Origin of the sequence: Pseudodonghicola sp. (genome assembly GCF_048268305.1) — a bacterium.
Lineage (GTDB): Bacteria > Pseudomonadota > Alphaproteobacteria > Rhodobacterales > Rhodobacteraceae > Pseudodonghicola.
Map to the genome: position 1 here is coordinate 1 of NZ_JBLWVT010000006.1, position 12,764 is coordinate 12,764.

12 protein-coding genes are annotated in these 12,764 nt (G+C 61.0%); 5 read left to right on the plus strand and 7 right to left on the minus strand.

Going from position 1 to position 12,764, the window contains the following annotated elements; genetic code table 11:
• Positions 1-324: 324 nt before the first annotated feature.
• Positions 325-948 carry an SIR2 family protein gene (locus ACN0V4_RS12120; protein WP_417676976.1) on the plus strand — a complete coding sequence of 208 codons (624 nt, stop codon included), beginning with the start codon at positions 325-327 and terminating at the stop codon, positions 946-948.
• Between the two features lie 232 nt (positions 949-1,180).
• Positions 1,181-2,659 (plus strand): ATP-binding protein, encoded by a 1,479-nt coding sequence (locus ACN0V4_RS12125; RefSeq protein WP_417676405.1) that lies wholly within the window; start codon positions 1,181-1,183, stop codon positions 2,657-2,659.
• A 366-nt stretch (positions 2,660-3,025) separates the two neighbouring features.
• Here the strand turns inward: ACN0V4_RS12125 and ACN0V4_RS12130 are convergent, their stop codons facing one another.
• Positions 3,026-3,610, minus strand: coding sequence for an HNH endonuclease (locus ACN0V4_RS12130; protein ID WP_417676407.1), 585 nt, complete (start codon positions 3,608-3,610; stop codon positions 3,026-3,028).
• 216 nt (positions 3,611-3,826) lie between these two features.
• On the opposite strand from ACN0V4_RS12130, the gene ACN0V4_RS12135 reads away from it, so the two are divergent.
• Both ACN0V4_RS12135 and ACN0V4_RS12140 read left to right on the plus strand, forming a co-directional pair.
• A complete protein-coding gene (locus ACN0V4_RS12135; protein WP_417676409.1) occupies positions 3,827-4,408 on the plus strand; it encodes a pseudouridine synthase in 582 nt (193 codons plus the stop codon).
• A gap of 13 nt (positions 4,409-4,421) precedes the next feature.
• Positions 4,422-4,844, plus strand: a complete 423-nt coding sequence (locus tag ACN0V4_RS12140; RefSeq protein ID WP_417676411.1) for a VOC family protein — start codon at positions 4,422-4,424, stop codon at positions 4,842-4,844.
• Positions 4,845-4,860: 16 nt separating this feature from the next.
• On the opposite strand, the gene ACN0V4_RS12145 is transcribed toward ACN0V4_RS12140, so the two are convergent.
• The 3 genes from ACN0V4_RS12145 to ACN0V4_RS12155 form a co-directional block, all read right to left on the minus strand.
• A complete protein-coding gene (locus ACN0V4_RS12145; RefSeq protein ID WP_417676413.1) occupies positions 4,861-5,526 on the minus strand; it encodes an alpha/beta hydrolase in 666 nt (221 codons plus the stop codon).
• A 42-nt stretch (positions 5,527-5,568) separates the two neighbouring features.
• The gene (locus ACN0V4_RS12150) at positions 5,569-6,555 is read right to left on the minus strand and encodes a hypothetical protein (protein WP_417676415.1); all 987 of its coding nucleotides are present in this window, start codon (positions 6,553-6,555) and stop codon (positions 5,569-5,571) included.
• A 149-nt stretch (positions 6,556-6,704) separates the two neighbouring features.
• Entirely contained in the window at positions 6,705-7,337 is a 633-nt protein-coding gene (locus tag ACN0V4_RS12155; protein WP_417676416.1) for a DNA-3-methyladenine glycosylase family protein, read from the minus strand.
• A gap of 76 nt (positions 7,338-7,413) precedes the next feature.
• On the opposite strand from ACN0V4_RS12155, the gene ACN0V4_RS12160 reads away from it, so the two are divergent.
• Positions 7,414-8,634: an MFS transporter gene (locus ACN0V4_RS12160; protein WP_417676418.1), complete on the plus strand. Its 1,221-nt coding sequence runs from the start codon at positions 7,414-7,416 to the stop codon at positions 8,632-8,634.
• Positions 8,635-8,689: 55 nt separating this feature from the next.
• Here the strand turns inward: ACN0V4_RS12160 and ACN0V4_RS12165 are convergent, their stop codons facing one another.
• The 3 genes from ACN0V4_RS12165 to cysS form a co-directional block, all read right to left on the minus strand.
• Positions 8,690-9,472 (minus strand): squalene/phytoene synthase family protein, encoded by a 783-nt coding sequence (locus ACN0V4_RS12165; RefSeq protein ID WP_417676420.1) that lies wholly within the window; start codon positions 9,470-9,472, stop codon positions 8,690-8,692.
• Between the two features lie 3 nt (positions 9,473-9,475).
• On the minus strand, positions 9,476-11,131 hold the full coding sequence (gene cimA / locus ACN0V4_RS12170) for a citramalate synthase (RefSeq protein WP_417676422.1): 1,656 nt from the start codon (positions 11,129-11,131) through the stop codon (positions 9,476-9,478).
• 147 nt (positions 11,132-11,278) lie between these two features.
• Positions 11,279-12,676, minus strand: a complete 1,398-nt coding sequence (gene cysS / locus ACN0V4_RS12175) for a cysteine--tRNA ligase (RefSeq protein ID WP_417676424.1) — start codon at positions 12,674-12,676, stop codon at positions 11,279-11,281.
• Positions 12,677-12,764: the final 88 nt, after the last annotated feature.

Consider the following 12,764-nt stretch of genomic DNA (forward strand, 5'->3'; position numbering starts at 1 on the left):
GCCTCCTGCTCCTTGATCATCCCGATTATCTGCGCCTCGGTGAAACGGCTCTTTCGCATTCGTCTGCTCCTTTAAGGTTGGCGCAGACTCTACATCATGGTGAGGGATTTCGCGGGGGGCAGGTCACACCCCGAATATTGAGGAAATTTCAGACTTTGTTATCGAGCACCACACGAACAGCCAACTGGAACGATTTGGCAAGCTGAAAGAAAGAATCCGTGAATTGGTTCGTGATGCGATACTAGGGGGGGAATATCCGGACATATCAAATCAAGTAGATTTTTTGAAAGGATTAAAGCCCGGGCATTTGATCGCGCAACTGATATTTGGGTTTTCACCACAAATTATGATCTCCTTTTTGAAGATGCTTGCGCAGAAGTCGGATTGAAGTTGGTTAACGGGTTCATGGGTGCAACGACCCGCTGCTTCGCGGAACGAGATTTTTCTATGGCTTCTGGAACGATTTCTGGGGGCCGCTTTTCGCAGGACGCAGGATTGACTGTGCGATTAGTCAAACTTCACGGCTCTGTGTCTTGGTTCCGAAAAGGTGAACGAAGATTTGAATCAGCTCCTAGTGCCATAGACGAAGCCGAGGCAAGGTGCATGGTTCTTCCGCGACGCACAAAGGTTCTCGAAACCCTATCCCCCCCGTACGACCGACTCTTTCGACTCTCCAGCTCAGTTCTTGGAGATAAGTGCAAGCACCTAGTTTGTACTGGTTTCAGCTTTGGCGACGGCCACATTAATGAGACCTTAGTCACTCCAAAAGTAGAATCTGGCGCAATCGCTTTTTTCAATTTTTGCCACGATGAGCCAAAGAATCTTGAATCGTCACGGGCGCGACCGAACATTTGGCATTTTTGCAAGGACAAGACAGTAAATGGCGGGCGCGAAACAGAAGCGTCACACGAGACCTGGAAATTTAGCGAGTTCGTAAAACTCTTCTGAAAGTCAGTCTATGAAACATAAAATTGGAAAAGTGGTCGAGGTCAAGGGGGACCAAATAGTAGTCTCTCTGGCAGAGTATGATGGAGACAAAAATTTTGGCGTGCCTGAAGAAATGGCTGTTGATGTTTCGACTCCAGATGGACCGGAGAACATTTTAATTTGCTAACCCGGATCGTTTGTCGAACTTTCCTTGCCTAACGGTACCCTGCTTTGTTTGGTCACAGAAACTCGGATGAGAGAAGCATCAATAGGGGCATCCGATCTTAGACTGGCCGCTGCCGCTGGAGAATTTGTGATTGAACCAGTCACGCGGCAACTTGTGACGATACCGGTTGGGACGCTGGCAGCGGACGGAGAATTTGAGCGTGGCACAACTATTTTGCCGACTGTCAACACTCCAGTTTTCGCTGTACTTCCCAAGACGATCAACGACGTCTATACAAGCTTCGCGGAGGGCGATTTTTCAATAGGAAAACTATCGTTACTCCCAGAACAAGATGCCAAGATGAACTTGGACGCTTTCCTTGGTCGCCACGCCGCCGTACTGGGGCAAACAGGTGGGGGAAAGTCGTGGACAGTTGCGTCTATTTTGCAAAAAATCTCTGCGTTCCCGCAGTCTACGATTGTGCTGCTGGATTTGCACGGCGAGTACTCTCAAGCATTCGGCGACGAAGCAGATATCATCTCCGCGACCGACATTGAAATGCCATACTGGCTGATGAACGCCGAAGAGCTGTTAGGATTGATGATTGACAGAGCCGAGTCTAGCGCCCCTAATCAAAATGCCAAGTTCAAAGAACTCCTACAAGCGGCAAAGGAAAATCACCCAGAGAACGCATCGCTTGGGCTGGAGAAAATCACTATTGATACGCCGGTCTACTTCGACCTTGATGCGATAATTCAGGATTTCCGTAACCTAGATACTCAAATGGTCCTAGGCTCGTCGGGAAGGGACGTCAAAGGGCCGCTGCATGGTCAGTTTACTAGGTTACTGATGCGGCCTGAATCGCGTCTGAACGACCGACGCTACGACCTGATCTTTAAGCCAAAGACATACAATACCAGTGGGTCCATGGATGACCTATTCAGAAAGATACTGGGAGAAGAAGCATCAAATCGGAAGAAGGTTGTAGTTCTCGATCTAAGCCCCGTTCCTTTCGACGTCAGGGGTTCGTTGATATCGCTTACGTTGAGGTGCCTTTTCGATTTTTCTTATTGGCATAGCCGTGTGAAAGGAGCGCGATTTCCGATTGAGATCTTTGCTGACGAAGCACACATTTATTTGAGTGATGCGAGTACTGATCAAGCACCACGCGAGTCCGCAGAACGAATTGCGAAGGAAGGTAGGAAGTATGGAATTAGTCTCACGGTGATAAGTCAGCGACCAAGGGAGATGTCGTCTACAATTCTGTCGCAGTGCGGAAGTTTCTTGTGTCTAAGGATATCCAACCCAGACGATCAGGCCTACGTTCGTAATCTATTGCCGGATTCAGTGCGTGGAATCACATCCATGTTTTCCTCGTTAAGACGTGGCGAAGCAATATTAATTGGCGACTCTATGATGATGCCGACACGTATCAAGATCGATCCACCTAATCCAACGCCAGATAGCAATGATGCTTCGTTTTCAAAATTATGGGGCGAGGAACTCAGCGACTTGGACGTGGCTACTGTCTTAAGTGCGTGGCGAAATCAAAAAGTTGTTGAGTAACAGGTATCCCCTGGCAGCAAGTCTAGTCCGTTTTGCAAATGGCAGCTTTGGCGGGCCGCGATGCAGCATCGGATCACCACGTGTAAGGCCGCTTCGGGCCGGTGCGGCGGCGCCCGGTGCCGGGCTCGACCGACCGTTTAAGCCCAGGTTCGACGTTCCCAACCGGAGCGCGGCCACCTTTTCCGACGTGGCCTCGCCTGTCGCCCCCCCTACCCACAGCTGTGCTTCACGATACACGAGCTCACCGCAAACAGTCGCCAGAACCCCAAAACCGGCGTTTGTGACTCCGATGCGTCATTTCGGACATCGGAAACCCCGTTTTCGTGCTTTTTATGGCCCTCTGTTCACAAACCGCAAAAGCGCGCCTTACTCCTCCAGTTCCGCATCCCAGTAAAGAAAGTCCATCCAGCTGGCGTGCAGGTGGTTGGGCGGGAACTTGCGGCCGGTGTTGCGCAGCTCCTCGGCGCTGGGGCGGCGCGGTGGGCGGAACAGCGACATGCCGGCCTGACGCAGGCTTTTCGACCCCTTCCTCAGATTGCAGGGCGAACAGGCGGCGACGACGTTCTCCCAGCTTGTCACCCCGCCCGAGGCGCGCGGCACCACGTGGTCGAAGGTGAGATCGCCCTTGGCGCCGCAGTACTGGCAGTGGAATTCGTCCCGCAAGAAAAGATTAAAGCGCGTGAAGGCCACGCGCTTTTGGGGTTTTACATAATCTTTCAGGACGACGACGCTGGGCATCTTTATCCTCGTCGTGGGGCTTCGGACGTATTCGTCGTATTCCGCCACGATATCGACCCTGTCGAGGAAGGCCGCCTTGATCGCCTCCTGCCAGGACCAGAGCGACAGGGGGTAATAGGACAGCGGCCGGTAATCCGCGTTCAGCACCAGCGCGGGGTGCTGCTTGAGCGCCCCTGGTTCGCGTACAAATTCGGTTCTGAAATCGCCGTCCATCTGCGTGACTCCACCTTCGCCCTGTGTGCCGATCGGCGCCAGGGCGGGGAACCCGCCCCAGCCATGATTTAACTATATATCGTGGTCGACCTCTGACAAGTCCATAGATCCACCGGATGTCGCGGCAACCGATACGCCGCCCAGATGACAGGCAGATGACGTTATCCACAGCCGTGCCAGTTTCCCTTGCCGTGCTTTTGCGTTAGGAGGCGCGGCATGACCCGGCTGATCCGCTTTAACAAACCCTTCGACGTGCTGCCGCAGTTCACCGACCGCGGCACCGAAGGGTCCGCCCGCCGCACCCTGTCGGAATTCATCGACATTCCGCGCGTTTACCCCTGCGGCCGGCTGGATCGCGACAGCGAGGGGCTGATGCTGCTGACCGACGACGGCCAACTGCAGGCGCGGATCGCCGATCCCAAGCACAAGATGGAAAAGACCTATCTGGTGCAGGTCGAGGGCATCCCCGACGAGGCGGCGCTGAAGACCCTTGCAGAAGGCGTCGATCTGAAGGACGGGCGCACCCGCCCTGCCCGCGCCCGGCGGATTGACGACCCCGACACGCTCTGGCCACGGACGCCGCCAATCCGGGTGCGGAAATCCATCCCCGACGCCTGGATCGAGCTGACCATCCGCGAGGGCAAGAACCGCCAGGTGCGCCGCATGACCGCCGCCGTGGGCCATCCCACCCTCAGGCTGATCCGCTGGCGCATCGGCGACTGGAGCCTTGACGGGCTCGCACCAGGCCAATGGGACGACCTGCCGCCGCCGGGGCCTGACAGACGCCCGCGCCGGTGATATCCTCAAAGCCATGACCCTGCCCCCCGCCCCCGTTCCCGGCGCGATTCTTGAAGCCGCGCTCTATGTCCGCGATCTCGACGCGGCAGAGGGGTTTTATGGTGCTCTGCTGGGGCTGGAGAAGATCACCCGCCATGGCGATCGGCACGTCTTCTATCGCCTCGGCCCCGGGGTTCTGCTGATCTTCAACCCCGAGGAGACGGTGAAACCACCGCATCCCGGCGCCCTGCCGGTGCCGCCGCATGGGGCGCAGGGCCCGGGGCATGTCTGTTTTGCGATGGCGCGGGAGGATATCGCCGCGCTGCGCGCCCGGCTGGTCGCCGCCGGCGTGACCATCGAGGCAGAGTTCGACTGGCCGAATGGCGCCCGCTCGCTCTATGTCCGCGACCCGGCGAGAAACTCGGTCGAATTCGCCGAGCCCCGCCTCTGGGCCTGAAACGGTCTCTGGGGGATCAGAACCCCAGCTTGTCGCGCAGGAAGGCCAGCGCCACGCCCAGACCGTCGGGCGCGATGCCGTGGGCGGTGCCCTTCTCGATATGGGCAAAGACTTCCTTGAAGCCCGCCTGTTGCAGCGCCTCGGCCGCCTCGGGCAGCGATTGCACCGGCACCACATCGTCCTGATCGCCATGGATCAGCAGGATCGGCATCCGGCTGACCACCTCGTCCTTCAGCGTTTCCGGGCTCAACAGCCGGCCGGAGAAACCGACCACCCCGGCGATCGGGTCCTCGCGCCGCGGCGCGACATGCAGGCTCATCATCGTGCCTTGCGAAAAGCCCACCAGAGCCACCTGTTCGGGCAGCAGATCCTCATCCACCATCAGCGCGTCGAGGAAGGCGTTGATATCGGCGGTCGCGGCCTGCATGCCGCGTTCGGCGGCATCCTCGGACGATCCGTCAAGCCAGGGGATCGGGAACCACTGAAAGCCGAAGGGCGCGCCGGCGCAGCTTTCCGGCGCATCCGGGGCCACGAACAGCGTGTCGGGCAGATGTTCGCCCAACGGATCGGCCAGCCCCAGCAAATCGGCCCCGTTGGCACCATAGCCATGCAGAAACACCACCGCCGAACGGATTTCGCCCGAAACCGGCTCAACCCGGCCGGCATTGAGAACACGAGTCATCTAGCGACACCTTTCAAGCTCCAGTCGTAGCGGTTGTGCCTGTTAGAGGGTCCAGTTGCAAGCTGCGGCTATCTTCCCCAAGATGTCATCCACGCCGGTCAGAGAAAACTCCATATCCATGATGGTCGACCGACCCTCCAACCGCAGTGTCAGTGTCGATTTCCCCTCCAACGATTTCATGAAAGGAATAGCCGTACTACCTCCCCAAAGGCCAGCTGCCTTGTGGTCGGAAGAGGTAGAAAACCGTTTAACCACATGCTGCCCTCCATCCAACCGATAGCTGGCGCTCATAGTATCGTTCACCTCATACTCACCATGAACAATGTAAGCAGAGGTGGTGTTCCGCTGACAACGTAGAACAAGACTTGGGTAGGAAGTATTCCCGAAATTGTCCCTGATTGCTTTGGATGAATCCAAAATCGCATAGACATTCGGTTGATCTGTAATATCATCCTTTTTCTCAGACACCACCCATTTGCTGTCGGAATCTCTAGCCGTTGGGCCATCGCCAAGCGACCCACCTTTAATCAGCAAGAGCAATTCGCGCCCCGTCGTGGCTCCCTGCACCGTCAGGATACGCCCCAAGGACGCTTGTTCAATGTCGTCCCCATTCGCACGCGCCACCTGCTCGCAGTCACGGGCAAGAAGGATGCCTTCAAGCTGGTCGAGGTCTAGCTTTCCGGCATTGTTCTTCTCCAGAGCAACATCATAGCCATCAGGAGTTCTCACGATGCTGATCCAAGACAAGTATTCACTTCGAATCTCTCGAACCAACTGGTCTTGACGAATCCACAACTCACCATCGTGACGGCAGAACGCCCAGGCACTCGCCCCTCTCTTTTGCCCTAGGGGAATTTCCGCATAGGTGATTTTCCCAAGTTCTTTGCGGGCATCTTCCAAAGAAAGATCGAAACTGAACCCAAGCTGCTCTGGCCCAGAAACCTCTCCAAGAGATGTTTCCTGCGCGGCGGCTGGAACCACCAAACAAACAAGAGAAAGCAACCCGATTGCAGAAAACTTGCTCCCCATTCACTCCCCCAAAATTCTAAATTTGACTTGATCCTACGGTGACTAGCTCAGAAAATTCAATGCTTTTGGAAATGGAATGGGAAGCACTTCCCCCAAAACCGCAAGTCGGCATTTTGTCAGGCCTGCTCCGAAGATTCAGAAAAAGTAAATTAAACAATCCCTTCCCTGTCCTTTGCCACCCGGTAATAGGCCCAGAGCAGCCGCGCGGCAACAGACCTCCAGGGCGCCCAGTCCTCGGCCATCTGCCGGAACGCCCTTTCGCGCGGCCGCTCGGGCAGATCGAACAGAATTCGCGCCGCCTCCTGCAGCGCCAGATCGCCCGGGGCGAAGACATCGGCGCGGCCGAGCGAGAACATCGCATAGATTTCGGCGGTCCAGACGCCGATGCCCGGCACCTCGGTCAGGGTGGCGATCACCTGATCGGTCGGCGTGGTCCTGAGCGCGCCATAGTCGATCCGCGCCTCGGCCAATGCGCGGGCATAGCGGATCTTCTGCCGGCTGAGGCCCGCGGCGCGCAGATCATCGTCGCTCGCCCAGAGGATCTTGCGCGGGCCGGTGAGGCGCGCGTCCTTCATCCGCCCCCAGATCGCATTGGCCGAGGCAACGCTGACCTGCTGGCTGACGATGGCGGAGAGAAGCTGGGCAAAGCCGTCCGGCCGCCGGCGCAGGGGCAGCGGCCCGGTCTGATCCAGCGCGGTCGCCAAGCGCGGATCGCAGGCCGCAAGCCAGCGCGCGCCTTCGGCGACACAGTCGGGGGTTTCGATGATACGGCCAATGGTCATGCGCAGAACCATAGGAAATGTACCGATACAGGCAAGCCATCTTGTCGCAGGATATATTCGCGGATAGGCATTCGATATGTATGAAATTGACGACAGCAAGGCCCGGCGCAACGTGGCCGTTCTGGTTGCCGCCCAAGCCTTTCTGGGCGCGCAGATGCCGATGATCTTCACCGTCGGGGGGCTGGCCGGGCAATCGCTCGCCACCAATGCCTGCCTGGCCACCCTGCCGATCTCGCTGATCGTGCTGGGCTCGATGCTGGCGGCGACACCGATCTCTGCGATCATGCAGAAATGGGGCCGCCGGGCCGGCTTCTGGCTTGGCACGCTGGGCGGCGCCCTGGGGGGCAGCATCGGTGCGCTCGGGCTCTATTACAGCTCTTTCCCGCTGTTCCTGCTCGGCTCCTTCTGCACCGGCTTTTACATGAGCGCGCAGGGCTTCTATCGCTTCGCCGCCGCCGATACCGCCTCGGACGCCTTCCGCCCCAAGGCGATTTCCTATGTGATGGCCGGCGGGCTGCTGTCGGCGCTGATCGGGCCGCAACTGGTCAAGGTGACCTCGCAGGCGATGGTGATCCCCTTCCTGGGCACCTATCTGGCGGTGATCGGGGTGAACCTGATCGGCTCGCTGCTGTTTCTCTTCATCAATATCCCGAAGCCCAAGGCCCCCGCCGCCGACGCGCCGCGCGGCCGCACGCGGTGGGAGCTGATCACCACGCCGCGGATCGCCGTCGCCGTGATCTGCGCCATGGTCTCCTATGCGCTGATGAACCTGGTGATGACCTCCACGCCCTTGGCGGTGGTCGGCTGCGGCTATAATCAGGGCAATGCCGCCGATGTCGTCTCAAGCCACGTGCTGGCGATGTACATCCCGTCCTTCTTCACCGGCCATCTGATCGCCCGCTTCGGGGTGGAAAAGATCGTGGCCGCCGGGCTCGCCATTCTCGCCGGTGCCGGCGCCGTGGCGCTGAGCGGCGTGCAGCTTGAGAACTTCTTCCTTGCGCTGATCCTGCTGGGTATCGGCTGGAACTTCGGCTTCATCGGCGCCACCACCATGCTGGCCGGCGCCCATGCGCCGGAAGAGCGCGGCCGGATGCAGGGGCTGAACGACCTGCTGGTCTTCGGCGGCGTCACCATGGCCTCGCTCGCCTCGGGCGGGTTGATGAACTGTTCGGGCGGCACCCCGCAAGAGGGCTGGACCGCGGTGAACATGGCGATGGCGCCACTGCTGATGCTGGCCGGCGCGGCGCTGCTGTGGCTGATGTTCCAGCCCGAGGAAGGCCGCGAAGACACGGTCTGACCCCCGTGCCCCCAAGACAAGACCGGCGGCTCCAGGGCCGCCGTTTTCTTGTGACCTACCAGCGGCCCGAAGCCGCCCGCGCCATCAGCGCCAGGCGTTTGCGCGCATCGCTCTGCCCCAGGGTGGCCTGCGCCACCCGGGCGGGATCGCGGCGTGCCTGTTTCAGGATGGTGCCGGCCTCCCACCCCGCCAAGAGCGCAGGCCGCGCCGCAGGGCTGACATCCTTGCGCCGCGCCCGCGCGTCCGACAGCCGATCCAGCGCCTTTTCCGCCAGCGCCTGCACCCCCTTGGGGGTGCCGTCGATCAGCGGCACCCTGCCGCGCGTCTCAAGCTCGGGCACCGCGCGCAGCCAGTTGGCGATACCGGCGGCATAGCCCAGATCGCGCGCAACGCGTTCCTCCGCCTCCCCCAGCGCGGCGGCACCGGCCCACATCAGCCCCCCGGCGCTTTGGTCGATATAGCGGTCGAACTCGGCTTCATCCTCGAAGGGATCGCGATAGATGTCCCATTGCCTGACCGCCACATAGTCGTCCAAGCCCTGGGCCTGCGCCGCCGGCAGCACCGCCGCCAGGGGCGAGACCACCTCGTGCCGGCGCACCGCCCCCCCCTTGGCGATCTCTTCCAGCGCATCGCGCCACCATTGCAGCCGCATCTCGGCGATGATCGCCTCCTGCGTCACCCAGGGCGCACGCGACACCTCGACATTCATCGCGTAGAGCGGGAACAACACCCGGCGCGCCGCCACCGGCGCCGCCATCGCCGCCAGAAAACGGTCGGGGTCGCCGCGCCGGACCAGATCGGCGCAGGCGTTCAGATCGGCGGTGGAGGCCTCTGGCATGGCTCAGACCGCCTCCGCCGGCGGCAGGCTGCCCGGCACCTCGCCCGGCGCCACATCGCGCACCAGCTTCCAGCGGATCGCATCCAGCAGCGCCTCGAAGGAGGCGTCGACTATGTTCGGACTGACCCCCACGGTGGACCAGCGCCGGCCCTGCCCGTCGATGCTGTCGATGATGACGCGGGTCACCGCCTCGGTGCCGCCTTGGGTGATCCGCACCTTGAAGTCGGTCAGCCGCATGTCGTCGATTATGGCGGAATAGCGCCCCAGATCCTTGGCCAGCGCCTTCGACAGCGCGTTGACCGGGCCGCGATCCGAACCGCTCTCGTCGACGCTGTCAGAGACCGACATGTGCTTTTGCCCGTCGACCTTGATCACCACCACCGCCTCGGAAAAGCTGACCATGCGGTTGCGCTTGTTCTTGCGCCGCTCGACGGTGACGCGATAGCGCTTGACCTCGAAGAACTCGGGCATCTGCCCCAGCTCCTCCCGCGCGATCAGCTCGAAGCTCGCCTGCGCGGTGTCATAGGCATAGCCCTCGTCCTCGCGCGCCTTGACGCGGTCGAGAATGCGGCCGAGCGCCGGATCGCCGGGCGCGACCTCAAGCCCTGCCTCGGCCAGACGGCGGCGCAGGTTCGACTGGCCGGCCTGGTTCGACATCGGGATGATGCGGGTATTGCCCACCTCGCCCGGGTCGATGTGCTCATAGGTGGTCGGGTCCTTGAGAATGGCGCTGGCGTGCAGCCCGGCCTTATGCGCGAAGGCCGAGGCGCCGACATAGGGCGCCTGTTTCATCGGCACCCGGTTCAGGATGTCGTCGAGCATCCGCGAGATCCGCGTCAGCCCCTTCAGCGCCTCGTGGCTGATGCCGGTATCGAAGGCGCTGGCGAAGGGCTCCTTCAGCAACAGCGTCGGGATGATCGAGGTCAGGTTGGCATTGCCGCAGCGTTCGCCCAGCCCGTTCAGCGTGCCCTGCACCTGTCGCACCCCCGCCTCGATCGCGGCGAGCGATCCGGCGACGGCGTTTTCGGTGTCGTTATGGGTGTGGATGCCAAGATTTTCGCCCGGGATCCCGGCGGCGATCACCGCGCGGACGATGCGGGCGATCTCCTCGGGCAGGGTGCCGCCGTTGGTGTCGCACAGAACGATCCAGCGGGCGCCGGCAGCATGCGCGGCCTTGAGGCAGGCCAGCGCGTAATCGGGATTGGCCTTGTAGCCATCGAAGAAATGTTCCGCATCGAACAGCGCCTCGCGGCCTTGGGCGACCAGATGGGCAATCGAGGCGGCGATATTCTCGAGGTTCTCCTCAAGCGTGATGCCAAGGGCGGCGGTGACGTGGAAATCATGGGTCTTGCCGACCAGACAGACCGCGCCGGTGCCGGCGTTCATCACCGCCGCCAGAACGTCGTCGTTTTCGGCCGAGCGGCCGGCGCGCTTGGTCATCCCAAAGGCGGTCAGCCGGGCGCGGGTCTTGGGGGCGGTCTCGAAAAACGCGCTGTCGGTGGGGTTCGCCCCGGGCCAGCCGCCCTCGATATAATCGACGCCCAGCTTGTCCAGCGCCTCGGCGATGCGGGTCTTCTCGGAGGTGGAGAATTGCACCCCCTGCGTCTGCTGCCCGTCGCGCAGCGTGGTGTCATAGATGTAGAGGCGTTCCTTAGACATTGCCGGTCTCCTCGCCCGATTTCTGGTGACAGATCAGGGCCATCTCCCAATTGCCGGCAGCGCCCGTCTCGCCCCCCCACGGGGCGGGCGCTTCGCGTCCCCCCCGCGCGGGCCGGGCGCGGTGCTCTGTCTGTTGAGCGATACGCATCATTCCACCCCCTCCAGCTTGGCGGCATCGAAACCCGGCCCAGGGACCAGCTCCACGCCCGCCTTGCTCATCCGCACTTCAAGGCCGGCGGCAAGATAGGCCGCCTTCAGCCGGTCGACCTCGGAAAAATCCTTGTTCTCCATCGCTGCCTGCCGCGCCGCGCCAAGCCGCGCCTCATGGGCGGAGAGGTCGACCGATCCGGTCTCCGCCCAGGCCCCCAGTTCCGCCGTCAAAAGCCCCATCAGCCGGGCCGAGGCCAGCATAGTGCCCTTTTCGTAAAAGCAGTCCTTTTGCGGGTTGGCGGCAATCTCTTTCGCCATGGCATGCAGCCGCGCAATCGCACCGGCGGTGTTCAGGTCATCGGCGATCATCTCGACCAGCTCCGCATCCGGCCCGGTCGGTTCCGCATCCGAGAGAAGCCCGCGCCAGTTGCGCAGCGTCGCCGCGGCCTCCTCGGCCTTCTTCTCGGTCCAGTCCATCGGCTTGCGGTAATGGGTGGAGAGAAAGACAAAGCGGATCACCTCGCCCGGCACGCCCTTTGCCAACAGGTCGTGGACGGTGAAGAAATTGCCCAGCGACTTGGACATCTTCTTGCCCTCGACCTGCAGCATCTCGTTGTGCAGCCAGTAATTGGCGAAATGCCCCTCGGGATGGGCGCAGCAGCTTTGCGCGATCTCGTTCTCGTGGTGCGGGAACATCAGATCGTTGCCGCCGCCGTGGATGTCGAAACTGTCGCCCAACAGCTCATAGGACATGGCGGAGCATTCGATATGCCAGCCAGGCCGGCCTCGGCCCCAGGGGCTGTCCCAGCCGGGCTCATCCGCCTTGGCGGGTTTCCAAAGCACGAAATCCATCGGGTCACGCTTGTAGGGCGCCACCTCGACCCGGGCGCCGGCGATCATATCCTCGACCGACCGCCCGGAGAGCGCGCCATAGGTCTTGTAGCTGTCGACCGAGAAAAGCACATGCCCCTCGGCCGCATAGGCGTGACCACCCGCGATCAGCGCCTCGATCATCGCGATCATCTGCGGGATGTATTGCGTTGCCCGCGGCATCGCATTGGGCTCCAGCGCGCCAAGCGCGCCCATGTCGTCCAGGAACCACTGCGTCGTCTCGGCGGTGATCAGGTCGATCGGCCGGCCACTCTCCTCCGCGCGCTTGATGATCTTGTCGTCCACGTCGGTGAAGTTGCGCACATAGGTGACGTGAGCGGCCCCGTAGACATGGCGCAGCAAGCGGTAGAGCACATCGAAGACCACGACGGGGCGCGCATTGCCCAGATGCGCCCGATCATAGACCGTGGGACCACAGACATACATGCGCACATTATTGGGGTCGATCGGGGTGAAGACCTCTTTCCGGCGGGTCTTCGTATTGTGCAGTTTGATCGTCGTCATGACGGACTCCTCACAGGCGCGGCGCTCGGCGCGGGCTTAGCAACTTGTCTCGAAGATGAAAACGACAGAAACCGGCCCGCAGATGAGA